The organism is Frigoribacterium sp. VKM Ac-1396, from assembly GCF_015350895.1.
GTDB lineage: Bacteria > Actinomycetota > Actinomycetes > Actinomycetales > Microbacteriaceae > Frigoribacterium.
In genome coordinates this window covers 24,124-48,310 of the sequence record NZ_JADKSD010000002.1, presented here as the reverse complement: position 1 = coordinate 48,310, position 24,187 = coordinate 24,124, and the positions used below count along the sequence as shown (strand labels likewise).

General features: G+C 72.4%; 24 protein-coding genes. 6 read left to right on the top strand and 18 right to left on the bottom strand.

The features are described from left to right. Nucleotides 1-84 precede the first annotated feature (84 nt). The 6 genes from ITJ55_RS07315 to ITJ55_RS07290 all read right to left on the bottom strand — a co-directional run bounded on the left by ITJ55_RS07315 (nt 85) and on the right by ITJ55_RS07290 (nt 7,152). Nucleotides 85-1,266 (bottom strand): zinc-binding dehydrogenase, encoded by a 1,182-nt coding sequence (locus ITJ55_RS07315; RefSeq protein ID WP_370544070.1) that lies wholly within the window; start codon nt 1,264-1,266, stop codon nt 85-87. After that, nucleotides 1,263-2,051, bottom strand: a complete 789-nt coding sequence (locus ITJ55_RS07310; protein WP_194594834.1) for an HAD family hydrolase — start codon at nt 2,049-2,051, stop codon at nt 1,263-1,265. Before ITJ55_RS07310 ends, ITJ55_RS07315 begins: the two co-directional genes overlap by 4 nt. After that, nucleotides 2,048-3,406, bottom strand: a complete 1,359-nt coding sequence (locus tag ITJ55_RS07305) for a TIGR03364 family FAD-dependent oxidoreductase (RefSeq protein WP_194594833.1) — start codon at nt 3,404-3,406, stop codon at nt 2,048-2,050. Before ITJ55_RS07305 ends, ITJ55_RS07310 begins: the two co-directional genes overlap by 4 nt. Beyond that, nucleotides 3,403-5,196, bottom strand: coding sequence for an ABC transporter permease (locus tag ITJ55_RS07300; RefSeq protein WP_194594832.1), 1,794 nt, complete (start codon nt 5,194-5,196; stop codon nt 3,403-3,405). The genes ITJ55_RS07305 and ITJ55_RS07300 overlap by 4 nt, the downstream gene beginning before the upstream one ends. After that, nucleotides 5,193-6,116 (bottom strand): phosphonate ABC transporter ATP-binding protein, encoded by a 924-nt coding sequence (gene phnC / locus ITJ55_RS07295; RefSeq protein WP_194594831.1) that lies wholly within the window; start codon nt 6,114-6,116, stop codon nt 5,193-5,195. Before phnC ends, ITJ55_RS07300 begins: the two co-directional genes overlap by 4 nt. A 109-nt stretch (nt 6,117-6,225) precedes the next feature. Beyond that, entirely contained in the window at nt 6,226-7,152 is a 927-nt protein-coding gene (locus ITJ55_RS07290) for a phosphate/phosphite/phosphonate ABC transporter substrate-binding protein (RefSeq protein ID WP_194594830.1), read from the bottom strand. 236 nt (nt 7,153-7,388) lie between these two features. On the opposite strand from ITJ55_RS07290, the gene ITJ55_RS07285 reads away from it, so the two are divergent. Further along, nucleotides 7,389-7,736, top strand: a complete 348-nt coding sequence (locus tag ITJ55_RS07285) for a hypothetical protein (protein WP_194594829.1) — start codon at nt 7,389-7,391, stop codon at nt 7,734-7,736. Between the two features lie 123 nt (nt 7,737-7,859). Here the strand turns inward: ITJ55_RS07285 and ITJ55_RS07280 are convergent, their stop codons facing one another. Continuing rightward, nucleotides 7,860-8,771 (bottom strand): EamA family transporter, encoded by a 912-nt coding sequence (locus ITJ55_RS07280; protein ID WP_194594828.1) that lies wholly within the window; start codon nt 8,769-8,771, stop codon nt 7,860-7,862. Nucleotides 8,772-9,236: 465 nt separating this feature from the next. After that, nucleotides 9,237-10,283, bottom strand: coding sequence for an NAD(P)-dependent alcohol dehydrogenase (locus tag ITJ55_RS07275; protein ID WP_194594827.1), 1,047 nt, complete (start codon nt 10,281-10,283; stop codon nt 9,237-9,239). A gap of 373 nt (nt 10,284-10,656) precedes the next feature. On the opposite strand from ITJ55_RS07275, the gene ITJ55_RS07270 reads away from it, so the two are divergent. Next, nucleotides 10,657-11,013 carry a VOC family protein gene (locus ITJ55_RS07270; RefSeq protein ID WP_194594826.1) on the top strand — a complete coding sequence of 119 codons (357 nt, stop codon included), beginning with the start codon at nt 10,657-10,659 and terminating at the stop codon, nt 11,011-11,013. Between the two features lie 274 nt (nt 11,014-11,287). Continuing rightward, the gene (locus ITJ55_RS07265) at nt 11,288-12,409 is read left to right on the top strand and encodes a helix-turn-helix domain-containing protein (protein WP_194594825.1); all 1,122 of its coding nucleotides are present in this window, start codon (nt 11,288-11,290) and stop codon (nt 12,407-12,409) included. Nucleotides 12,410-12,658: 249 nt separating this feature from the next. Here ITJ55_RS07265 and ITJ55_RS07260 read toward each other — a convergent pair whose 3' ends face one another. The 7 genes from ITJ55_RS07260 to ITJ55_RS07230 form a co-directional block, all read right to left on the bottom strand. After that, the gene (locus ITJ55_RS07260) at nt 12,659-14,080 is read right to left on the bottom strand and encodes an MFS transporter (protein WP_194594824.1); all 1,422 of its coding nucleotides are present in this window, start codon (nt 14,078-14,080) and stop codon (nt 12,659-12,661) included. 38 nt (nt 14,081-14,118) lie between these two features. Next, nucleotides 14,119-15,309: an ABC transporter ATP-binding protein gene (locus tag ITJ55_RS07255; RefSeq protein ID WP_194594823.1), complete on the bottom strand. Its 1,191-nt coding sequence runs from the start codon at nt 15,307-15,309 to the stop codon at nt 14,119-14,121. After that, entirely contained in the window at nt 15,287-17,047 is a 1,761-nt protein-coding gene (locus ITJ55_RS07250) for an iron ABC transporter permease (protein WP_194594822.1), read from the bottom strand. The genes ITJ55_RS07255 and ITJ55_RS07250 overlap by 23 nt, the downstream gene beginning before the upstream one ends. A gap of 13 nt (nt 17,048-17,060) precedes the next feature. After that, entirely contained in the window at nt 17,061-18,116 is a 1,056-nt protein-coding gene (locus ITJ55_RS07245; RefSeq protein WP_194594821.1) for an ABC transporter substrate-binding protein, read from the bottom strand. 224 nt (nt 18,117-18,340) lie between these two features. Next, nucleotides 18,341-19,036 (bottom strand): response regulator transcription factor, encoded by a 696-nt coding sequence (locus tag ITJ55_RS07240; protein ID WP_194594820.1) that lies wholly within the window; start codon nt 19,034-19,036, stop codon nt 18,341-18,343. After that, nucleotides 19,033-19,962: a sensor histidine kinase KdpD gene (locus ITJ55_RS07235; protein WP_194594819.1), complete on the bottom strand. Its 930-nt coding sequence runs from the start codon at nt 19,960-19,962 to the stop codon at nt 19,033-19,035. The genes ITJ55_RS07240 and ITJ55_RS07235 overlap by 4 nt, the downstream gene beginning before the upstream one ends. 303 nt (nt 19,963-20,265) lie before the next feature. Then, nucleotides 20,266-21,096 carry an oxidoreductase gene (locus ITJ55_RS07230; protein ID WP_194594818.1) on the bottom strand — a complete coding sequence of 277 codons (831 nt, stop codon included), beginning with the start codon at nt 21,094-21,096 and terminating at the stop codon, nt 20,266-20,268. Between the two features lie 237 nt (nt 21,097-21,333). Between ITJ55_RS07230 and ITJ55_RS07225 the strand changes: the two genes are divergently transcribed. Both ITJ55_RS07225 and ITJ55_RS07220 read left to right on the top strand, forming a co-directional pair. After that, nucleotides 21,334-21,675: a carboxymuconolactone decarboxylase family protein gene (locus ITJ55_RS07225; protein ID WP_194594817.1), complete on the top strand. Its 342-nt coding sequence runs from the start codon at nt 21,334-21,336 to the stop codon at nt 21,673-21,675. Nucleotides 21,676-21,767: 92 nt separating this feature from the next. After that, nucleotides 21,768-22,352 carry a DUF1349 domain-containing protein gene (locus ITJ55_RS07220; protein WP_194595561.1) on the top strand — a complete coding sequence of 195 codons (585 nt, stop codon included), beginning with the start codon at nt 21,768-21,770 and terminating at the stop codon, nt 22,350-22,352. 140 nt (nt 22,353-22,492) lie between these two features. Here ITJ55_RS07220 and ITJ55_RS07215 read toward each other — a convergent pair whose 3' ends face one another. From ITJ55_RS07215 to ITJ55_RS07205, 3 genes are all read right to left on the bottom strand, one after another. Then, nucleotides 22,493-22,699 carry a hypothetical protein gene (locus ITJ55_RS07215; protein ID WP_194594816.1) on the bottom strand — a complete coding sequence of 69 codons (207 nt, stop codon included), beginning with the start codon at nt 22,697-22,699 and terminating at the stop codon, nt 22,493-22,495. A 42-nt stretch (nt 22,700-22,741) separates the two neighbouring features. Further along, nucleotides 22,742-23,236, bottom strand: coding sequence for a hypothetical protein (locus ITJ55_RS07210; RefSeq protein ID WP_194594815.1), 495 nt, complete (start codon nt 23,234-23,236; stop codon nt 22,742-22,744). A 62-nt stretch (nt 23,237-23,298) separates the two neighbouring features. Further along, nucleotides 23,299-23,703, bottom strand: coding sequence for a four-helix bundle copper-binding protein (locus ITJ55_RS07205; RefSeq protein WP_194594814.1), 405 nt, complete (start codon nt 23,701-23,703; stop codon nt 23,299-23,301). A 132-nt stretch (nt 23,704-23,835) separates the two neighbouring features. Between ITJ55_RS07205 and ITJ55_RS07200 the strand changes: the two genes are divergently transcribed. Then, nucleotides 23,836-24,180, top strand: coding sequence for a DUF2200 domain-containing protein (locus ITJ55_RS07200; RefSeq protein ID WP_194594813.1), 345 nt, complete (start codon nt 23,836-23,838; stop codon nt 24,178-24,180). The last annotated feature ends 7 nt before the right edge of the window (nt 24,181-24,187 follow it).

The window sequence follows — 24,187 nt, the reverse complement described above, 5'->3', positions numbered from 1 at the left end:
CCGGCGACCGGTCGCGCGCGACCGACACCGTGACGACACCCCGGGAGGCGCGGCGCGGCGCCCGCAGACCGCCTCGGCCCCCGGTCACTCCGGCCGGACCCCCACCCGCACCGAGCCGCCGGCCGCGGCCGACACGATGCCCGCGTCCAGGTCGCGGAGCGCGACGACCTCGCCGACGAGGGCCCCGAGCGGCCAGGCACCGTGGCGCCGCTCGACGAAGCGGGCCGCCGTGACGAGGTGCCGGGGCGCGTAGTTGTGCACGCCCCGGACGGTCACGAGCCGCCGCACGAGCGCCTCGGCGTCGAGCGGCACTGCCGGTGCCGGGAACACGCTGCCGACGAGCACGGCCACGCCACCGACCCCGAGCTCGGCGAGCGCCGAGGCCACGGCGTGCGGCGAGCCCGAGGCCTCGACGGCGACGAGCGGTGGGCCGCCCGCGGCGGCGAACGCGGTGGCGAGGCCGGCGTCCGACCCGGGCTCGGCCGTCGGGTCGGCCGTCGCGACCGCTCCGAAGCGGGTGGCGAGTCGTCGGCGCGCGGGGTCGGGGTCGACGACGACCACCCGGGCCCCGGCGTCGGTGGCCAGGGCGGTCGCGGTGAGGCCGATCAGGCCGGCTCCGGTCACGAGCACCACGGCACCGTCGAGCGGCACGATCGTCGACGCGGCGTCGAGCGCGGCGACGGCGGTCGCCGTGCCGCACGAGACCGGGGCGAGCAGCTCGGCGGGCAGGTCGGCGTCGACCGGCACGACCGCCGTGCCCGCCCGCACGTGGACGTGCGTGGCGAAGCCGCCGCTGAGCTCCCAGCCGGTGACGAGTCGTTCGTGGCCGTACTTCCGCACCGTCTCGCACTTCTGCGGCAGGCCCCGTCGGCAGGTCGCACAGGCGCCGCACGAGACGGTCAACGACCAGACGACGCGCTGGCCGACGGCGAGGGGCGTGCCGTCGACGGCCCGCGCGTCGGGGCCGAGGGCGACCACGCGGCCGACCTGCTCGTGGCCCAGCACGAGCGGGGCCGGTGCGCCACGGTCGCCGCGGGTGGTGTGGACGTCCGATCCGCAGACGGTAGCCAGCTCGACCTCGACGAGCAGGTCACCGGGCGCGAGGACGACCGAGGGCACCGCGACGGCCTCGTGCGGGCGCCACGGCTCGAGCCACACCATGGCCGTCGGGGCCGGGTCGAGGCGCCGGGCCGAGGCGGCCGGGGCGTCCGTCGGGGAGGCGACCCGCGCCTCCTGGTCCGCGGTGCGCGGCAGGGCGGTCGTCACGCGACCGCGGACGTCGAGGCCCCGCCGACCGACGCGGCGCCGACCGACGCGTCGGCTGCCGAGACGCCGACGACCGACGCGAAGGCCGGCAGCCCCACGAGGTCGCGGACGCCGTCGAGCACGACGTCGGCCCCGGCGGCGAGCAGCTGCTCGCGGGTGTGCGCGCCGGTGGTGACGCCGACGACGAGGCCGGCCCCCGCCGACCGGCCCGAGAGCACGTCGCTGACGGTGTCGCCGACGACGGCGACGGCGGCGACCGACGAGGCCCGCGTGCGCAGCAGGGCGGTCAGCACGAGGTCGGGGGCCGGGCGTCCGCGGCCGGCGTCGACCGGCGAGAGGGCGGCGTCGACGGTCCAGCCCAGCGAGTCGAGCAGGCGGTCGCGCGTGACGGGCGAGAAGCCCGTGGTCAGCACGACCGAGACCCCGGAGGCGCGGAGGGCGTCGATCACGCCGCCCGCGCCCTCGATCGGCTCGACCCCCGACTCGTCGACGAGTTCGCCATAGGCGACCTCGAACTGCTCGTTCGCGCGCTGCGCGAGCTGCTCGTCGCCTCCGGTCAGGTGCCGGAACACCTCGATCTTCGACCGGCCCATCGTGTCGCGGACGTACTGCAGCGCCTCGTCACGGGTGAGGGTCGGGCCGAGGTCGACGCGGTCGGCGACGCGGGCGAAGGCCTGCTCGACGACCCCGTCGTCCACGACGGTGGTGCCGGCCATGTCGAGCACGACGAGCTCGATCGGGGTCGCCGGGTCGGGCGTGGGGACGGTCGTGGTCGTGGTGGTCATGCGCTGAGGCTCTCTGTGAGGGGCGAGGTGAGGGGCGAGGTGGCGGGCGAGGTGACGGGCGAGGTGGGTCTCGGCGGGGGCGTCGCGGGCAGGGCCGAGGGGGCAGCCGACGTGGGGGTCGGGCCGTCGAGCGCGCGGTCGCGGCCGCCGTCGAGGTGCGCCCCGACGACGTGCTCGGCGAGCCCGAGGCCGGTCGTCATGCCGATGCCGGTCGAGACGACCGTGACGAGCACGCCGGGGGCGACCTCGTCGACGACGAACTCGTCGCGGCCCGAGGCGTACACGCCCTGCCACCGTTCGGTGACGACCGGCTCGGCACCGAAGAGCGCCCGGAACTCGGCGAGGAACGCGTCGGCGACGCGCTCGTCCTGGAACGGAGCGATCGCCGGACCCTTCTGATGGCTGTCGCCGACGATCACCGAGCCGTCGGGCAGCTGCGTGTACATCTGGTTGAGGTCCATGGCGGCGAGGTCGGGCCGCTCGGCGTGCAGCCGCGACCGGACCGCGTCGGCCGCGGCCGTGCCGGCGAAGGCGCTGTAGCGGATCAGTGACCAGCCGGTCAGCAGGGGCGCCGTGAGCGGCCGCGGCAGGTCGGCCCGCACCCGCAGCATGTCGAGGCCGCAGCGCTCGAGGGCGTGCCGGTCGGCGAGGTCGGGCAGCAACTGGTCGAGGTCGTGGTTGGTCGCGACGACGACCGTCCCGGCCTCGATCGGGCCGCGACTCGTCTCGACCCGCCCCGACGAGACCGACCCCACGGAGGTGCGGGTCGCGAAGTGCACCCCCTGCGTCTCGAGGTGCCGACGGATCGCGTCGGCGGCCCGGCGGGGGTCGACCTGCAGGTCGTACGGCAGCAGGGCGCCGCCCACGACCGCGCCGGGGGCGACCGGGGCCAGGGAGGCCAGCGCGGCGACGTCGAGCCGCTCGATCTCGGGACGGTCGCCGAGCACCCGGTCGGTGCGGGCGAGGGCCAGCTCGTCGAGCAGGGCGAGCTCGTCGGCGTGCCGGGCGGCGACGAGCGTGCCGCGCTGCGACAGCCAGAAGCCGGCGTCGCGGGCCAGCCGCTGCCAGAGCTCGCGGGCGGCGAGGGCGTGGCGGCGGGCCTCGCCGCTCTGCGGGGTCAGGCAGAGGTGGCCGAAGTTGCGCACCGTCGACCCGCCGATCACCGACGAGCGGTCGACCACCAGCACCGAGAGCCCCCGGTCGACGGCCGCGAGCGCGGCCCCCAGGCCGACGATGCCCGACCCGACCACGACGACGTCGTGCGGTGCGGCGGCGGGGTGCGGTGCGGCGGCGGCGTGCGGTGCCGCGGCGTGCCCGGCCGGCACGGGCCGGCCGGCATCGTGTGTCGTCGTCATCGGAAGACCCTCCGCATCCAGATCGCGAGCCCCTCGACGGCCAGCACCGTGACGAGGATCATCAGCACGATCGCCGTGACCGTCCCGTAGTTCGAGCCCTGGCTGGCGTTGAGCAGGTAGTAGCCGACTCCCCCGGCCCCGACGATGCCGAGCAGCGTCGCGGCGCGCAGGTTGGTGTCGAGCATGTAGAAGGTGTGGCCGATCAAGGCCCGGGTGCCCTGCGGCAGGGTCGCCCCGGCGTAGATCTGCACGCGGCTGGCCCCGGTGGCCGAGAGGGCGCGCTCGGGGCCCGGCGAGACCTCCTCGAACGAGTCGGCGAGCAGCTTGCCGAGCAGCCCGACGCCGCCCAGGGCGAGAGCGAGGGTGCCGGCCTGGGTGCCGAGCCCGGTCACGACGATCAGCACGATGGCGAGGATGACCTCGGGCACGCCGCGGATGCCGACCAGCAGCAGGCGCATGCCGCTGCGCACCCCGCGGCTCGGGGCGACGTTGCGGGCCGCGAGCGATCCGATCACGATCGAGGCGACGAGGGTCAGCACGGTCGCGGCGAGCGCGACGGCGATCGTCTCGCCCAGGGCGGCGACCATCGTCGACGCCTCGTAGCTGCCGAACGACGGCGGCCAGAACTGCGTGGCGACGGCGGGCACCTTCGCCCAGACGGTGACGAGGTCCGACCAGGCGATGTCGCAGACGACGACGCTCGCGACGACCACGGCGACGGCGAGCCAGCCCCACGAGACGTTGCGGCGACGGGTGCGGTCCCACGGGCGGCGGAGGGCCGCCTCGACGCGGGAGGCGCGGGTCGCGTCGGTCGACGCGGTCGCGGCCCGGACGGTGGGCCGTGCGGCGGGGCCGACCGCCTCGGGGCGCGAGGTGGCGGCGAGACCGGCACCGCGCCTCCTCGTGGCCCGACGGACGACGCGGTCGCCGAGGCCGCGACCGGTCGGAGCGACGCCGAGCATGGCGGCGCGGACGCTGCTCGAGACGACCTCCATCACGACGCAGAGCACGAAGATGACGAGCGCGTAGCCGAGCCCGAGGCCGTAGTCGAGCGACTTGAAGGCGAACGACATCTCCATGCCGAGGCCGACCACGCCGACGTAGCCGAGGATCACGCTGCCGCGCAGGTTGATGTCGTTGCGGTGCAGCACGGTCGCGACCCACGAGGGCAGCACCTGCGGCAGCACGCCCGCGGTGAACTGCTGCAGCCGGGTGCCTCCGGCGGCGCGGATCGCCGTGCGCGGGCCCTCGTCGATCTGCTCGATCGCGTCGGCGAACAGCTTCGAGATCATGCCGACCGAGTGCAGGCCGATGGCGAGGATGCCCGGCAGCGTGCCGAGCGAGAACAGCAGCACGAAGACCATGGCGAGCACGACGTCGGGCACGGCCCGGGCGAGCACGGTGACGAAGCGGGCGCCGGCACGCCAGGCCGGGCCGGGGGTCGTGTTCGAGGCGGCCAGCACGGCGACCGGCACCGACAGCACGGCGGCGAGCAGGGTGCCGCAGACGACGAGCCCGAGCGTGAGGGCGGTCAGCTGCAGCAGCTCGCCCGCGGGCGGGAACTCGATCGCGCCCACCCGGCCGAAGAACCGTTCGGCGTTGGACCAGCTCTGCAGCATGCGGGCGGGGTCGACGTCGACGCTCCGCAGGGCGATGAGGCTCACGATCAGCAGGGCCAGCAGCGTGAGGCCGGCCGCGACGCGCTCGGGCGAGACCCGACGACGAGGAGGCGCGGTGACAGGGGCCGGCACGCGCTCGCTCGTGCGCGGGCGCTCGGTGACGGCGGTCATCGGATGGCGTCCCCGGAGACCGACGACGCGCCTCCTGCCGGTGCCGCGCCGGCCGCGGAGGCCGCGGCCCCGACGGTCCCCGTCGCGCCCGGCGCACCCGCCGCGCCCGCCGCGCTCAGCTCGAGCTCGATGGCCTCGAACTGGTCGGTGCTCGTGGCGACGCGGCCGTAGATCTCCATCACCTGGGCCTTGCCGAGCCCCTCGGTCTCGGTGTCGAGCACGACCTGACCGTGGCGGAGGCCGACGATGCGGTCCGCCCACGAGAGGGCGAGGTCGACCTGGTGCAGGCTGCAGATCACGGTGAGCCCCTCGTCGGCGGCGATCTCGCGGATCAGCGCCATCACCTGGTCGCTCGACTCGGGGTCGAGCGACGCGACCGGCTCGTCGGCGAGCAGCACCTGCGGGCGCTGCATCAGGGCGCGGGCGATCGCGACTCGTTGCTGCTGACCGCCCGACAGGGTGTCGGCCCGCTGGTAGGCGCGGTCGAGCAGGCCGACGCGCTCGAGCCGGGCCAGCGCCTCGACCTTGGCCGGCCGCCCGTACGACCAGAGCCCGAGCCGGGGCCCGCGGACGCTCGCGAGCGACCCGGTCAGCACGTTCTCGAGCACCGTCAGCGACGGCACGAGCTCGAACTGCTGGAAGATGAAGCCGACCTCGCGGCGCAGCTGCCGCAGGGCCCGGCCGGTGAGGCCGGTGACCTCGCGGCCGAGCACCGTGACGCGGCCGTCGGTGGGCCGTTCGAGGCCGTCGACGTGCCGCAGCAGGGTGGACTTGCCCGAGCCCGAGAGCCCCAGCAGCACGACGACCTCGCCACGGCGGACGTCGAGCGAGGCGCCGTCGAGCGCGACGGTGTCGCCGAAGCGCTTGGTGATGCCGGCGAGCGAGACGACGGTCTCGGCGGGGGCGGTGTGCGGGTTCATGTTCGTCTCCGGTTCGTTCTGCTCGGACCCCAGGAAGTCGCCGAGACCCCGACGCGCGCGGGAGGGTCTGGGCGAGTTCCTGGGGTGTGGAGCGACTACGTCGTGCGGGTCAGGCCTGGCACTGCGAGGCGTCGGTCTTCTCGCAGATGTCGCGGATCTGGTCGTAGTACGCGTCGTCGACCGGCGTGGTCTGGAAGAACACGGCGCGGAACCCGTCGCTGTCGGCGCCCTCGATGCCGGCGGCGGCGATCTGGTCGGCGGTGACGTTCGAGAGGATGTCCTTCAGCTGGGCCTTGACGTCGTCGGGCAGCGAGTCCGACTCGACGATCGGGGCGCCGGGCACCATCTGCTGGTCGATCACGTCGACGGCGTCGCTCTTGGCGACCTCGCTGTCCTCGGCGAAGCCGGCGTCGCACTCGGTGCCCTCGCCGACCTTCTGCACGCTGACGTCGTGCTTGCCGGCGAAGACCGGCGTGATGTCGTCCTCGGGGTCGATGCCCGCCTCGAGCAGCGCGTAGCTCGGGAACAGGTAGCCCGAGGTCGACGACGGGTCGACGAAGCAGATCTTCTTGCCCTTCATGTCGGCGATCGACGTGATGTCGCTGCCCTTGGGCACGATGGCCTGCGAGTAGTAGCCGGGCTCCTGGCCCTCGGCCGTCGTGATCGACGAGATCGGAGTCAGCTCGGCGCCGTTGTTCGTGGCCGTGACGTAGGTGAAGCCCGAGAACGACGCGACGTCGATCTGGCCGGCGATGCTCGCCTCGATGAGGGCCGCGTAGTCGGTGGACTCGTGGTACTCGACGGTCTTGCCGGTCTCTTCCGCGATGTAGTCCATCAGCGGCTGGTAGTTGGTCTCGGTGTCGACCGAGTCGGGCACGACGCCGAAGACGAGGGTGCTGTCGTCGACCGCGTAGCCGTCCGACCCCGCGGCCGAGCCGGTGGCCGAGGAGGCGGGGGTCGAGCAGGCGGACAGCGTGACGGCGAGCAGGGCGGCGCCGACGAGGGCGGTCGCGGCGCGGGGGCGGCGGAGGGTCATGACGGCCTTTCGGGTGGGAGCAGGACGACACGATGGTGACACGCAGGTCGCCGACGTAGGAACCTAACTCCGCCCTCGTTCAACGAGAGTTCATCTCTTGTCTGCCTAGGCGGCCGGGCCGGGCGGGCCGGTGTCGCCGTCCCGGGCGGGCCGGGTGCGGGCCCGTGGCGCGTCCAGGCGACGCGGTCTAGCCTCAGACGACGACCCGCCCCGCCCCGCGACGAAGGCATCCACCCATGCGACACGACGACGGCACCCCCGACCCGTCCGGCGACGACCTCGCGACCTGGTCGGACGAGGCCCACCGCGAACTCGAGCTGCTCGTCGCCCGCGATCGCGAGGTCGAGGCGGCCCGACGACACGAGATCGAGCGCCGCGCACTGGCCGACCAGGCCGAGCGGGCCGCGACCCTCGACCGGGAGCGTCGTCGGCGCGAGGCCGAACTGCCGCCCGAGCTGCGCGACACCGACGACGAGCCCTACGACGGCGGCCCCCGGCGGCGACTCGTCATGGGGTCGTCGAAGGTGCTGGCGGCGGTGGCGCTGCTCGCCGCGATCGCCGTCGCGGTGACCGGGTTCCTGTAGGCCGACCCGCGCCTCCTCGGCTCGTGCGTCCGTGAACCCGGTTTCGAACGATGCACCCGGAAGAGTCTGGGTTCATGGTTCGACACCGGGTTCACGGGTGGCCGACGGCGCGGGCGACGCCCGTCAGAGCGCGAGCAGGGCGATGCCGCCGAGCACGACGACCGAGGCCGCGAGCCGCTTGACGAGCGACCCCTCGCGCAGCACGAGCGCCCCGAACACGGCGACCATCACCACGCTCGTCTCGCGGGCCGGGGCGACGAGTGCGACCGGCGCCGTCTGGATGGCCGTCAGTACGAGGATGTACGACAGCGGCGACAGCACGCCGAACGCCAGCACACGCGGCCAGTGCGCTCGGGCGACGGCCGCGACCTCGCCGCGGCGTCGGCCGAGGGTCGCGCTGTAGAAGGCGATCTCGGCGAGCGTCACGCCGACCATGAACGACACGGGCGAGAGGCCCCAGGTGCGCAGGGCGTGGGCGTCCCAGATCGTGTAGCTCGCGATGGCGAGGCCGGTGAGCAGCCCCCAGGCGATGCCGGGGTCGAGGCGACGGCGCGACCGGACCGGGGCGGCCGGCTCGACGGCGCCCGGGAGGCGCGGCGACGGTGACGCGCTCGGGCGGCGGTCGATCAGCCCGGTCGCCACCACCCCCGCGACCACCACGGCGATGCCGACGACCGCCGTCGCCGAGAGCTGCTCGCCGAGCAGCAGGACGGCGAGGCCGGCGCTGACGGCGGGGCCGCTGCCGCGCGCCGTGGCGTAGACGGTCGACAGGGTGCCGACCGCGTAGCCGCGCTGCAGCACCGTCATGTAGACGACGTGCAGCACGGCCGAGACGCCGGCACCGACCGCGAGTCCGCCGACGCTCGCGCCGAGCCCGCCGGTGAACGGCACGACGGGCAGCCAGAGCACCGTGCTGGCGACGGCACCCCACCAGAGGAAGGGTGCGCCGAGGCGGCTGACGCCGTGGGCGACGACGTTCCAGCCCGCGTGGCAGACGGCCGCGGCGAGGACGAGCAGGAGGGCGGTGGTGGACATGCGAGGACCCATCGGCCCGGCGCGGGGCGCGCCGAACGGGTCCTCCAGGCTTTTGTCCGTTCAGATGACGGCCCGGCGATGGCGCCCGACCGTGGCGCCGCTCGGACCAGGCGGGTCGTGGGACCCCGGAACCCTAGGCGCTGTCGAGATGAGCCTAGGGGCGGCGGGTGTCCGGCGGGTGAACTCGCGCCGGCGGCGAACCCCGTTCACGAAGACGAACCCCGTTCAAACGGGGTTCGTCTTCGTGAACGGGGTTCATGGTTCGAAACCGGGCGCGACAGTTGAGCCGCCTAGAGCTGGGCCGTGGGCCCTCGCCGACCGCACCGCACCGCGTTTCGTGCACCGCACCGCGACTAGTCCGGGTGCGGTGCACGAAACGCGGTGCCGTGCGCCGGGGCCGACCCCGCGACACGACGAACGCCCCCGCACTCTCGGTGCGGGGGCGTCCGGCGGAACGGGTTCGGATCAGGCGAAGGTCGCCGCGTCGATCACGAAGCGGTAGCGCACGTCAGACTTCAGGACGCGGTCGTAGGCCTCGTTGATCTGCTCGGCGTCGATCAGCTCGGTCTCGGGCACGATGCCGTGCTCGGCGCAGAAGTCGAGCATCTCCTGCGTCTCGCGGATGCCGCCGATGGCCGAGCCGGCCCAGCTGCGACGGGCGGGGATCAGCGCGAACGCGGGCACCTCGAGCGGCTCGGAGGGCGCACCGACGTTGACCAGCGTGCCGTCGACGGCGAGCAGGCCGAGGTAGGCGCCCATGTCGATCTTGGCCGAGACGGTGTTGACGATCAGGTCGAACGAGTTGGCCAGGTCCGTGAAGGTCTGCTCGTCGCTGGTGGCGTAGTGCGCCTTGGCGCCGAAGCGCAGCGAGTCGTCCTTCTTCGAGGTGGTCTGCGACAGCACCGTGACGTCGGCGCCGAGGGCCGCGGCGATCTTCACGCCCATGTGGCCGAGGCCGCCCATGCCGACGATCGCGACCTTGGTGCCCTCGGTGACGCCCCAGTGGTGCAGCGGCGAGTACAGCGTGATGCCGGCGCAGAGCAGCGGGGCGACGGCGGCGTAGTCGAGCGACTCGGGCACGCGCAGCACGAAGTCCTCGGTGACGACGACGGCCTGCGAGTAACCGCCCTGCGTGATGGTGCCGTCGATCGGGTCGACGCTCGTGTAGGTGCCGGTGTTGCCCTTGGCGCAGTACTGCTCGTCGCCGCGCGTGCAGTACTCGCACTCGCCGCACGAGTTGACCATGCAGCCGACGCCGACGCGGTCGCCGACCTTGTGCTTGGTCACCTCGGAGCCGACCTCGGCGACGGTGCCGACGATCTCGTGACCGACGACCTGCGGGTACTGGATCTCGCCCCACTCGCCGCGGACGGTGTGGATGTCGCTGTGGCAGATGCCGGCGTAGGCGATGTCGATCATGACGTCCTTGGGGCCGACGTCGCGACGCTCGACGGTCGTCTTGACGAGGGGCTCGGTGGCGGACGGTGCCGCGTAGGCGTTGACGGTGCGCATGGGTCTCCTGGGGGTGTGTTCGGTTCGGGGATCGAGGGGCGGGTCGGAACGGTGCTCGACGACGAGCGCCCCCTGACCTCGACGCTACGCTCCCGCGCCGACGGTGGGAGGCCCTGACAGGGACCCCGAGGCGACGCCGGGCACGAGGCGCGGTGCGACGGCCCGCAGGAGGCGCGGTGCGCGTCCGACCGGAACCGCGCCTCCTGCAGGTGGTCACCTCGGTCGCCGCGACCGTCGCAGCCGTCGCCGTCAGGGAGAGACACGCCTCTGGGTGGGAAAGTGCCCTGACTCGCGACACGGCTCGCGCGGTGCGCGGCGTAGCAAGGAGCGAGACGCAGCACCGGGTGGTCCGGTGCCGGACGAAGGAGTCGACATGGCAAGCGGAGTGGCAACAGTGTGGGTGCCCGTGACCGACATGGGGCGGGCGACGGCGTTCTACCGTGACGCGCTCGGCCTCACGGTGAAGAACGAGAGCGACGACTGGACCGAGATCGACGCCGGCGGCCTGATGATCGGCCTCAACGGTCGCGAGGAGGCCTCGGCGTCGAGCGAGGGGGGAGCGGTCATCACGTTCCAGCCCGACGGCACCCTCGAGGACGCGCTGGCCGACCTGCAGTCGCGCAGCGCCGACGTGACCGGCACGATCAGCGAGCACCCGTGGGGCCGCATCCTGCCCTTCAAGGACTCCGAGGGCAACGACCTGCAGTTCTACACGCCCCCGACCGACTGACGTCGAGGGCCCCGAGGAGGCGCGGTGTCGGTCCGACCGGCACCGCGCCTCCTCTACGTGGTCGCGACCGCGGGGTCGCACCGTGCCGCGGGGTACGCGCCGGGTCGGCCGTCACGCGGACTGGGGTCGGGACTTCCGGCCGCCGGTCGGGCAGGGTGGTGACCGACCTCGTGTCCTGCGCATCCGTGACGAACGGCGACCCCGCCTCGTCCTGAAAGAGTGGCCTCGTCTCACCAGCGTGCCGCGCCGGACGCGAGGAGGACGGGAGACCACCATGACCAGCACGTACACGACCCAGGGCCTCGACCCGACGACCTCACGCAGTCCGGCCGACCCGGCGCGCGGCGGGCACGAGCGCGACGACGCGCTCGACCTCGCGCGCGACCTCGACGCCGGCCTCGCCGCCGGCCTCGCCGGGCCGACGCCGGCGCCCGCACCGCCGCTGCCCCCGATCGACGAGTTCCACCGCGACGCCTGGTCGGCCACCGACGTCGAGGAGGCGCGGGCGCAGCTCGAGGTGGCGCTCGGCGGCCGGCGGTTCCGGGCACGCCCGGGCGCGGAGCCGTTCTCGTTCCGCTACGCGACCGCGGGCGACCGGCGGCTGAGCCTGCAGACCGGCACCTTCACCGGGCACCTGCAGGGCATCATCCCCTGGTCGCGGGACTACGTCGTCTCGTGGTTCCCGACCGGCTCGGTGACGATCGACTACCCGAAGGGGCACCTCGCGAGCGTCGGCGGCCGGCCCTTCCTGACGCCGACCGAGACCTCGTACTCGTTCGCGATGACACCGCACCGGCACAGCATCGTGCAGCTCGACGCGGGGTTCCTCGAAGACGTCGCCGCCACCCGCCACGGCGGTCCGCCCCAGCGTGTCGACTTCGACCACGCGGCGGTCCCGACCGACGACGCCCTCGCCGCCTGGCGCGGAGTCCTGGCCGAGGTGACGCCCGTCGTCGTCTCGCCCGAGACGGGTGCGTCCGACCGCCTGCTCGCGCAGACCGCGCTGGCCGAGGCGCTGCTCGACCTCTTCCCGTGGCGGCCGGTCGCCGTGCCCGCCGAGCTGCGGACCGAGCGCACCCGTCGGCTCCGGCTCGCGGCCGAGTACGTGCACGCGTACGTCGACCGGGCGATCAGCTCGAGCGACATCGCGGCCGCGGTCGACATGCACCCGCGCACCCTGCAGCAGCAGATGCAGGAGTACCTCGGCGCCAGCCCTACCCGCTTCGTCCGCGGCGTCCGCCTCGACCGGGTGCGGCTCGACCTGCTGCACGGCGACCCACGCACCACGCTCGTGTCCGAGGTCGCGACGCGCTGGGGCTTCGTGCACCTCGGCCGCTTCTCGGCCGCCTACGTCGCCCGCTTCGGCGAGTACCCCCGCGACACCCTCGCCCGCTGACCGCCGCCGCGGCCGCAGCCGCAGCCGCGCCCCCTGCGGCCACGGCTGCATCGCACCGCCACCTGAACGTCGCACCGGCACCGCACCGCCACGTGGACGTCGCACCGCCGAATGTGACGGTGCCACGTCCACTCGGCGGTGCGACACCGGCACCGCCGTGCGAGTTCCCCGGTGGCCGACGCCACGCCCCGAGGAGGCGCGGTGCCAGGCCGACCGGCACCGCGCCTCCCGGGGCGGTCGCGTCGCGACCTAGCGAACGCCTCCTGTCTGACGCTCGCGCTCGAGCTTGCGAGCGGCGAGGGCACGCTCGTCGCGACCCACGATCGAGAGCAGCACGATGGCCACGACGACGCAGGCGAGGATCAGCACGAACGTGACGTCCCAGCCGAAGGCGTGCACGGCGAGGCCGATGCCGGTCGAGGCGAGGGTAGCTCCGAGCACGTAGCCGAAGAGGCCGGTGAAGCCGGCCGCGGTGCCGGCGACCGAACGCGGGCTGAGGTCGAGCGCCTGCAGGCCGATCAGCATGACGGGCCCGTAGATCAGGCCGCCGATCAGGACGAGCATCGCCAGCGAGATCCACAGGGGACCCTCGACCGGCGACAGCCAGTAGACGGCGACGGCGACGCCCACGGCCGACATGAACAGGATTCCCGTCGGCGAACGCCTGCCTTTGAACACCCTGTCGCTGATGTACCCGCAGAGCAGGGTGCCAGGGATGCCCGCCAGCTCGAACAGCGAGAAGCCGGCGATGCCCTCGCCCAGGCTCGCGCCGCGCACCTCGGCCAGGTACACCGGCGCCCAGACCAGCACGCCGTATCGCAGCGTGTAGACGAAGACGTTCGCCAGGGCCAGGTTCACCATCGTGCGGTTCGTGATGACGTAGCGGCGGATGGTGGTCCAGGTCGACGCGCCCTCGTCGGCGGCGTCGGTCTCGACGGGTGCCGGGTCGTTGCGGAACTCCTCGATCGGGGGCAGGCCCTCGGACTCCGGGGTGTCGCGCAGCAGCACGAGCGCGACGACCGCGATGACGAGACAGACGACGGCCGGGAACCAGAACACGCTCTGCCAGCCGCCGAACCAGGCGAGGGCGAGACCGGCCAGACCGCCGGCGCCCGCGCCTCCGACGTTGTGGGCGACGTTCCAGATCGCGGTCTTGCCACCGCGCTCCGAGGTCGAGAACCAGTGCACGAGGGTGCGGCCGCTGGGCGGCCAGCCCATGCCCTGGAAGAATCCGTTGAAGATCATGACCACCGCGAAGAACGCCACGGAAGCGCCCACCGCCGGGACGAAGGCGATGAACAGGTTGGCGAAGGCGGACAAGGCCAACCCGATCGGCAGGAAGAACCTGGCGCTGCTCTTGTCGCTGACGATCGCGCTCAAGAACTTGCTGAAGCCGTAGGCGAGCAGGACGCCGTTGGTGATGACGCCCAACCCGACGGTGCTGAAGCCGTTCTCGTCCTTGAGGATCGTGGCGACGAGCGGGACGTTGTTCCGGATGAGGTAGTAGGCCGCGTAGCCGATGAAGATGCCGACGAAGACCTGGAGCCGCAGACGCGGGTAGCGCCGGGCCACGGTGGCCGGGTCGAGCCGAGGCGCGGGCGGCGGCGCGGCGAGGAACGCGGTGAGGCCCTTGCGAGCCGGCGCACCGGTGCGGGTTTCGCTGCTGGTCATGTGGTCCTGTTCTGCCGGTGAGGCGGTGGGGTGATCGGTCAGTGGGTGGCGAGGAGGGTGTCGTCCGAGGCACCCTTCGGCAGGAGCCAGCCGCGGTCCGGGGCGATGCTGACGCGGACGCAGTCCATGGGCCTCAGGATGTCGTCGACCGAGGGGTCCGAGACGCTGGCGACGATCGTGCCCGAGTCGGTCTCGATCTCGTACTCGACGCTGTCGCCGTGGAAGATCGTGTTGAGCACGCGGCCGACGTCGTCGTGGACGTCCCCGGCGTCGACCCGGCTCGACAGGCGCACGGACTCGGGTCGGATCATCAACAGGGCCTCGGTGTCGAGGGTGACGTCGTCGTGCGATGCGGTCTCGAACTCGACGCCCAGCGCGACGATGCGGGCACGACCGTCACTCGGGCGCGCCACGATGGTGGCGTCGAGGAAGGTCGCCCGTCCGATGAAGTCGGCGACGAAGACCGACGCGGGTCGGCGGTAGACGACGTCGGGCACGTCGACCTGCTCGATGCGGCCCTTGTTCATCACGACGATGCGGTCGGACAACGTCATGGCCTCGTCCTGGTCGTGGGTCACGAAGATGCTCGTGATGCCCAGGCGGCGCTGCAGGCGGCGGATCTCGTTTCTCATCTGCACGCGCAGCTTCGCATCGAGGTTCGACAGCGGCTCGTCGAACAGCAACACCTTCGGCCGCATGACCAGGGCGCGGGCCAGAGCGACGCGCTGCTGTTGGCCACCCGAGAGCTGGTGCGGGGCCCGGTCGGCGAACGCCATGAGGTTCATGATCGTCAGCACGGTGTCGACCTCCTCGCGGAGCCTGGCGCCGGGCACCTTCTTCAGCTTGAGACCGTACGAGACGTTCTCGCGCACGGAGAGGTGCGGGAAGAGCGCGTACGACTGGAACACCATCGACATGGGTCGCTGGTTCGGCGCCACGTGGACCATGTCCGAACCGTCGAGTTCGAGCGAGCCGTAGGTGGGCACCTCGAAACCGGCGATCATGCGCAGGGTCGAGGTCTTGCCGCAACCCGACGGGCCGAGGAGGGTGATGAACTCGCCCGGCTCGATGACGAGGTCGACCGAGTCGACGGCGAGCGGATCGTCGGGCCGGCTGCCGTAGCGCTTGCTGAGACCCGTCAGGGTGATGCGCCCGGAGGCGGTGGGGACGTCGAGCCCGACGGCTTCGGCGAGGGCGTCGGGATCGTCAACGACTGTGAGTGCGACCACGGAAGATCACCTTTCGGACGAGGAGGTTGATGACGAGGATGAGCGAGAGGACGATGATCATCAGCACCGTGCAGTATGCGAAGGCGTTGCCGAAGCGGCCGGAGTCGACCTCGGCGAGGATCTGCGAGGTCATGATCTTGATGCCGGGCGTCGTCAGGAAGACGATGGGCGACAGCGTCGTCATCGACCGGGCGAAGGCGAAGGTCAGGCCCGACACGAGTGCTGACTGGATGAGGGGCAGCGTCACCTTGCGGAAGGTCGTGCCCGAGGCGGCGCCGAGCGAGGTGGACGCCTCCTCGATCGCGGGGTGGATCTGGTTCAGCGAGGCGATGCCCGCTCGTTGGCCGGAGGGCAGGGAGCGCGTGATGTAGACCATCACGATGGCGATTCCGCCCGAGAAGGCAGCCGTGCCACCGGCGAGCGCCGGCAGCACCTGCACGCCGAAGACCGTCGTCGGGGTGATGTAGCTGAGGGCGTAGCCGATGCCGAGCACGGTGCCGGGCACGGCGAGGCCGAGCATGCCCACGAAATCGAGCAGGGCCGCCGTGCGGCGCAGCTTCCGGACGACGAGCCAGGCGATGAGCATGCCCATGACGCCCGCGACGGGCGCGGCGATCAGGGCGAGGGTCGCGGTGTCGCTCATGGCCTTCGAACCGAGGCCGGTCAGGACGAAACGGAAGTGGTCGAGCGTGAACTCGTCGTTGACGCCCGGCACCTTCATGAATCCGCCGGTCAGCACGGTCAGGTAGATCGTCACGATGAGGGCGCCGATCGCACCGACGAGCACGAGCACCGGCACCCGGATGCTCGCCGCACGGATCGGCTCGCTGTGTCCCGTGGGCTTCCCCGTCACCGTGACGACGCTGCGCCTCGAGACCCAGTAGCGCTGCACGAGGAACACCAGCAGCGCGGGCACCAGGATCGTCAGCGAGTACGCCGCACCCGCGCTGGTGTTGTAGTCGCCGGTGACCGCCAGGTAAGCGCGGCTGGCCAACACGGTGTAGTCGCCGCCCAGCACCAGCGGGTTCGCGAGGTCGGCGATGGCCTCGACGAACAGCAGGAGGAACGATCCGGCGAACCCCGGGACGAGCATGGGGATCGTGACGGAGAAGAACACCCTGAGTTTGCTCGCTCCCAGCCCCGAAGCCGCCTCGTCGAGCGACGGATCGAGCGACTGCAACATGCCCCGGAAGTTCATGTACGCCACCGGGAAGAACGACAGCGAGAGCACGAGCACGAGCCCCGGCAGCCCGTAGACGTCACCCTTGATGCCGAAGAGCCCGTTGCTGATGGCACCGTTGCGACCGAAGAGCGTGATGACGGCGGTGGCGACGGCGAACGGCGGCGCCACGATCGGCATCATGGCGAGCAGGTGCAAGGCCCGCTTGCCCCGGAACGCCACGCGCACCTGGGCGAAGGCGAAGAGGAAGCCGATCAGGGTGCCGACGGCACCGACGACCAGGCCCAGCACGAGGGTGTTGAGCACGATGCGGTGGTTGGTGGGTTCGGTGACGATGCGTCCGAGGACGGCTAACCCGTCGGGGGCGAATGCCGCCGAGAACAGGCTGAGCACCGGGTAACCGATCAGGAAGGCCATCACCACCGCGACCGCGAGGCCGAGGGTGACGACCCCGGGGTCGGCTCGCGATCGGGTCCGGGCCGGCGGCCGCCGGCCCGGTGGCGGGGGAGGTGCGGCGGCGGTCTGGGCGCCCGCGGCTGCGTCGAGTGTCGTGGTCATGGCGTCTGGGCACCTACTCCTTGGGAGCAGGAGCCACCTCGGTGTCGAAACGGGCCACGAGCTCGGTGCGCGCCGCACCGGCGTCGTCGATGTCGACCGGTTCGAGCGTCACCTCGTCGAGGTCGATCATGTCGTCGGTCAGCGTCGCGTCGGGGTTCGTCGGGACGCTGTAGCTGCCCACGGTGGCCGCGAGATCCTGCGCCTCGGCGGTCAGGGTCCAGTCGATGAACGCCTTGGCCCCCTCGGGGTTCCGGGCGTTGGCGAGCAGCGAGACGGCGCCGACCTCGTACCCGGTGCCCTCCTCGGGGAACGTGGTCGTCAGGTTCGTGAAGCCCTCGTTGATGAACTTCTGGCAGTCCTGGGCGAAGATCACACCCGTGGCGACCTCGCCGCGACCAGCCATCTGACCGGGTGCGCTGCCGCTCTTCGAGTACTGCAGGATGTTCGAGTGCAGCTTGGTGAAGTAGGCCAGCGCCGCGTCCTGGTCTCCGTCGTTCAGGTCGACCTCGGTCCAGAGCGCCTGGTAGGCCGTGCCCGAGGTGCCCGGGTGTGCCATGGCGACGTTGGCCTTGAACTTCGGGTCGAGCAGGTCCCGCCACGAGGTGGGTGCCTTCGCCCCGATCTCGTCGAGCACGTCGGTGTTCGAACAGAAGCTCAGGGCACCGACGTAGACACCGGTCCATCGGCCGTCGGGGTCCTTGTACTCGTCGGCGATCTGCTCGGCGTTCGGGGACGTGTAGGGCTCGATGAAGCCGGCCTCGTCGGCTGCGAGGTGTCCTTCGGCCCCGCCGCCGAACCAGGCGTCGAACTCGGGCGAGTCACCCGTCGCGCTCAGCCGCGCGACGGCCTCGCCACCGCTGAGGCGCACGTAGTCGGCCCGGATGCCGGTGGCCGAGGTGAACTCCGACGCCACGAGCTGGCACCAGTCCTCTTGCGGGGTGCAGATGAACGTGACGGGATCGCTCGACCCCTCCGCGCCTCCTGAACCGTTCCCTCCAGCGGCGCAGCCGGCCAGGACGGCCACGACGGCGGCGGCGGCGAGGGACGTGGGGACCGTGCGACGGTGCATGGGTGAACTCCTTCGTTCGTGTGGTCGCGTCGGGAGGCGGGCGGACCCGACGCGGATGTCTCGGGCGAGCGCGGGAAGCTCGCCCTCCGAGGCTAGGCAGCGAGTCGACCCGGGCTCGTCACAAGTCGGTGACGAACGGTGACGAGCTCGTCACCGTTGCCCGCCGGCGGGGCCCCACGGCCGTGGGGCCGCAGTCGCGTCCGCGTCGTGTGCGGCCCCGGGCGTCAGGGCAACGGGCGGAGCAGGTAGCCGGTGCCGCGGATGCTCTCGATGACGGCAGAGCTGCCTGGTGCGACGGCGTCGAGCTTGTGACGCATGCGGTAGATCGCGGCCTTGATCATGTCGCGGTCACCGAGTCGGTCGGACTCGCCCCATCCGAGCAGCAACAGTTCGGTGAAGCTGACGGGCACCCCGGGACGAGCCATGAGTGCGGCCAGCAGGCGGAACTCGTTGGTGGTCAGGGCGACCCGTTCCGAGCCGACGACGACCTCGTGGCCGACGGCGTCGAGCTCGAGGCCCCCGGCCGACGTTACGGCCTCGCGCGCCACCTCGGGGCGCCGGACGAGTCGTTGGGCGCGCAACGCGAGTTCTCGCGGGTGGAACGGCTTCGCCATGTAGTCGTCGGCGCGGGCCTCGAGACCGGCGATGCGGTCGGGGGTCTCGCCCTTGGCGGTGACGAGCATGACGGGCACGTCCCACCGGCCCTTGATGCGGGTGCAGAGGGTCATGCCCGAGACCCCGGGCAGCATGACGTCGAGCACCACCAGGTCGGGTCTCGAGCGGAGCAGCTCGGGCCAGACCGCCTCGGCCGACTTGAACGACCTCGTCTCGAAGCCCTGGGTCTCGAGGGCGAAGGTGACGATGTCGAGCATGGCGGGCTCGTCGTCGACCACGAAGGCGAGCGGCGCGTGGTCGGTCATCGGCGCAGCTCCCGTCGTGCCCGGCGGGCAGCCGGACCGCCACGGCGGCCAGGGGGTGTCAGGGGCAGGGTGAACATCATCGTCGTGCCCTTTCCCGAGATCGTGTCGACGTAGATGCGGCCGCCGTGCAGCTGGACGAACTGCTGCGAGATGAACAGTCCGATGCCCGTGCCGTTGCCGAGTGGCCGACCGCTCGAGAACCGCCGGAAGAGCTTCTCACGCTGCTCGTCGGTCATGCCCGTCCCCCCGTCGCTGACCGAGATCGAGACTTCGTCGTCGCCCGGGACGATGCGCACCTCGACCCGGTCGTCGGCCGACTCGAGCTGCACCGCGTTGTCGACCAGGTTGACGAGCACCTGTCGGATCAACTGCGGGTCGATGTACGCCCTCACCGGCGCACCGGGAGCGTCGAGGACGATGATGGTGTCGGTGACCTGGCTGAGATCGTCCACCACGCTGCGGAAGAGCGACCGGAGGTCGACGACCGTCCGATCGAGCGAGAAGAGGCCGGCTTCGAGTCGAGCCCTGGTCAGCAGCTGCTCCGAGAACGTGTGCATGCGGACCGCGTTGTCGACGATGCGATCGACGAAGACCGACTGCTGGGCCGTCAGCGGGCCGGCGTCCTGTTCGGCGAGCAGTTCTCCCGCGCCCTGGATGACGGCGAGTGGAGTCCGGATCTCGTGGCTGAGGACGGCTGCCTGGTCGGCCCGGCGCGAGGCGAGCTCGGCCAGGTCGACGAGCCGGTCACGATCGGCCGCCTGGCGACGGATGGCCAGCCAGAGGCTGAGGCTCGAGACCACCGCGGCTGCCGCACACAGGGCGAAGGAGAGAGGCACGTGCCCGACGACCAGGGCGACGGCGCTGCCTGCGGCCGACGCCCCGGCGACGGCGAGGCCGACGTGGAGCTGCGTCGGGAACGCGTTCATCCGACGAGGCTAACTTCTCCGAGCCGTGGCGGTTGATCGACACCGGCCGACGTCCGCCCCGGGGCGGTCGCGAACCCACGCCCCGAGGAGGCGAGGTGCCAGACCGGCGGGCACCGCGCCTCCCGGGGCGGTCGCGTCGCGCGTCGCACCGCCATCTGGACGTCGCACCGCCGAATGCCGCGGTGCGACGTCCACTCGGCGGTGCGACACCGACGCCGACCGTAGCCCGCCGACCGCCCACCGCCCACCGCCCACCGCCCACCGCAGCACCGCAGCACGCCCGCACGCCGGCGGCGGCGCCCCTCAGGCGTCGAAGTCGGTGGCGCGGCTGCGCTCCGCCCAGGCGTCGATGTCGCCCCGCAGGTCGTCGAGCGCGCGCGTGACGATGTCGACGGCGTCCGACCCGAGCAGCAGCAGGTAGGGCGACGAGCCCGACTCGACCGCGTCGACGAGCAGGCGCGCGCCTGCGGCCGGGTCGCCGGGCTGGGTGCCGTCCGAGGTGTCGGCCTCGATGCGGCGTCTGCCGGCCGTCTCGGCGTAGTCGGCGATCGGCGTGGCGGACTGCGTCAGGGAGCGGCCCGAGAAGTCGGTGCGGAACGAACCCGGCTCGACGACCGTCGCGGTGATGCCGAGGGGCGCGAGCTCGGTGCGCAAGGCCATCGTCATCTGCTCGATGGCGGCCTTCACCGCGCCGTAGTAGCCCGAGCCGGGGCCGGTGCGGCGGGCGCCGATCGACGACAGGTTGACGATCGTGCCGCTGCGGCGGGCGCGCATGCCCGGCAGGACGGCCTTGATCGTGCGGACGCTGCCGTGGAAGTGCGTGTCGAACAGGCGGGCGACGTCGTCGTCGTCGCCCTCCTCGACGGCCGAGCGGTACCCGTAGCCGGCGTTGTTGACGAGCACGTCGACGCCGCCGAACCGCTCGGTGGCGGCGGCGACCGCGGCGGTCACCTGGTCGCCGTCGGTCACGTCGAGGGCGACGGCCAGGGCGTGGTCGGGGTGCGCGTCGACGACGTCCTGCACGGCGGAGGCGTCGCGCGCGGTGACGACGACGTCGTGCCCGCGGGCCAGCGCCTCTTCGGCGAAGGCGCGCCCCAGCCCCGTGGAGCATCCGGTGATCAACCAGGTCGACATGTGGACTCTTCTCTCGTTCGGTCGGGGCACCGTCTCTCACGCGTGCCGCAGCCCCCAGACAACCAAGGAGGCGCGGTGCGCGTCAGGCGGCAGGGAGTCCCTGGCCGGGCCTCCCTGCCCCGGCCGCGGCGTCCTAAAGTCGAGCACGACCCGGCCGGGCAGCGACCCGCTCGCCCCGAGCCGGCGTCCGGCACCGGACGTCCCGGTCCCGACACCCACCAGCACAGGAGTGACGACATGTCAGATCAGCCCGTCCAGGTCGGCGGAGGGCGCGCCCTCTTCGGCGACTTCGCGCCCAAGCTCGCCGAGCTCACGGACGACGTCCTCTTCGCCGACGTCTGGAACCGACCCCAACTGTCGGCGCGCGACCGCAGCCTCGTCACCGTCGCGGTCCTCACCGCGGGCGGCAACACCGACCAGCTGCGGTTCCACCTCGGCCACGCCGTCGAGAACGGAGTCACCCAGGACGAGCTCGTCGAGGCGATCACCCACGTGACCCTCTACGCCGGCTGGCCCCGAGGGATGGCCGCGATGGGCGTCGCCAAGGCCCTCTTCACCGACGAGGAGTCCGACGGGTAGAAGAGCGGGGATATCCTCCGGTGACGGCGGTCGACGGCGGTCGTGCGCTCGGCACCGCCACCGCCGCCCCCACCCCCGACGACGAGGACTTCATGACCGACATCCCCTGGACCACCGGCACCTGGACCACCGAGCCGACCGCGGTCGACGTCGCCGACGACGGCCTGCGCGTCACGGCGGCCGAGGGCAGCGACGCCTGGCGCATCACGTCGTACGGCTTCGTGCACGACACCGAGCACGCCCTGGTCGCGCCCTTGCCCCAGGGCACCGCGATGGAGGTGTCGTTCGTCCTCGACTTCACGGCGCAGTTCGACCAGGCCGGAGTCTTCGTCTCGGTCGACCCCGAGACCTGGGTCAAGGCCGGGGTCGAGTTGAGCGACGGCGAGCAGAGCCTCGGAGCCGTCGTGACGCGAGGTCAGTCCGACTGGTCGCTCTCCCCCGTCGAGTGGGCGGGCCGCACCGTGACGATCCGAGCCAGCCGCTCGGGCGACGCGCTCACGATCCGGGCCCGGGTAGACGACGAGCCCTGGCGCCTCGTCCGCGTCGCCCCGCTCGCCCCCGACGCCGACGTCAGCGCCGGCCCCTTCTGCTGCGCCCCCTCGCGCGCCGACCTCACCGTGCACTTCACCTCGTGGCGCTCGACCGAGGCCGACGCGAGCCTGCACCCCGACGGCTGACCGCCGCGGGCTGACCGCCGCGGGCTTGGTCCGGTCCGAAGCCATGGAGGCGCGGTGCCGGTCACCGCGCCTCGTCCCGTCCCCGAGGCGGGCCGCAGGGCGTCCTCGTGGCCGGCATCGCGCCTCCTCGGGAGCCTCGCTCAGCGGCGCCGCCGCGCGAGGGCGAGCAGGACGAGACCGAGCACCACGAGCGCGGGAGCCACGAGCCAGAGGGTGCCGAGGACCGGCGTGACGCCGCCGACGCCGCCCGTCGCATCAGCCACCACGCCTGCCTCGAAGGTCAGCGCTGCGACGGCGAGCAGCAGCGCTCCGCCGCTCGACAGCAGGACGATCGAGGTGTCCTTCACGGCACCCGTCGCCCCCGCGGCCGGTTGCTGGCCTTCATGCGCCTATTCCTTCTCGAGACGGACGGTCGTCGTGGTCCCCATGAGGCTGGCCTTGTAGCTGAGCTCGCCGTCCTCGACGGTGAACTCTTTCGTGTCGTCCGTCGAGGCGAGCAACGCCGAGTCGGTCGCGGCGGCGTCTCGAGCCGAGGTCCAGGTGTAGGGCGACGTACCGTCGGCGGGAGGGGTGAAGGTGCCGACCCAGTACACGGATTCGGTGTCGCCGCCGTCGCTGACCCAGTCGATCGAGATCTTGTCATCGGTGATCGTCGCCGCCTGGTAGGCGTCCTCGCTGCCTGAGTTGGTCTGCTTCCACGAGCCCGTGAGATCCGGCACCTCGGCCGCTTCGGGCGTGGCCTCGGCAGACTCGGAGCTCGCCGTGGACGAACTGCTCGCCGCACCGGTTTCACCGGCCTCGGAAGGGTCGGGGCTGCTGCATCCGGCGAGCGCCAGGGCGGAGACGAGGGTGAGCGGAACGATGGTGGCGATGAGCTTGGGCATGATGACGCCATGCTCTCAGATTTATTGACGATGCCTCACCACGGTGGCCTCATCACCGCATGTCAGAGCGTGGCGAGCAGGGCGGTGCAGGCGTCGATGCAGCGGCGGCAGGCGTCGGCGCAGATGCGGCAGTGGTCGTGCATGTCGGCGTGCTGGGCGCACTCGTCGGCGCACGAGCGGCACGCGGCGAGGCAGGCCTCGACGACGGCGCGGGTGACGGCGGCGGTGGCCGGGGTGACACGCGAGAGAACGGAGGCGGTGGTCGCGCACACGTCGGAGCAGTCCAGGTCGGTGCGGATGCAGTCGGTCAGCTCGGCGACCATGTCCTCGGAGAGGCAGGCGTCTGCGCAGGCCGCACAGGTGCGGGCGCACTCGGAGGCGGCATCGATCGCGGTGGCGAGGGCGGCGCGGTCGAGGTCGCCGACGTCCTTGGGGTTGCTGTCGAGCATGGCGGTGGTGGTGGTCATGGCGGTCCTCCTGTGGGGTGTCGGGTGGGGGCGGTGGTTCGCCGCCCATGATGGCCCTGCCGGGCCGGGGTGTGGTGTCGGACGGCCGGCCGGGGCTCGTCGGGCGACCGGGTCGCGCGTACGATGCCGGGCATGAGTCGCTTGGACGACATGCCGTTCGCCAGGGTCTACCCCCTGTACGTGGCCAAGGTCGAGCGCAAGGACCGGACGAAGGCCGAGGTCGACGAGGTCGTGACGTGGCTGACCGGTTACGACCAGCACCAGATCGACCAGCACGTCGCCGACGGCACGACGTTCCGGGACTTCTTCGAAGCAGCCGACCTCAACCCCCGGGCCTCGCTCGTGACCGGAGTCATCTGCGGCGTCCGCATCGAGACCCTCGACGACGAGCTCACCGCGAACATCCGCCGCCTCGACAAGCTCGTCGACGAGATCGCGCGCGGCCGTCCGATGGCGAAGGTGCTGCGGGCGGGGTGACGGGTCC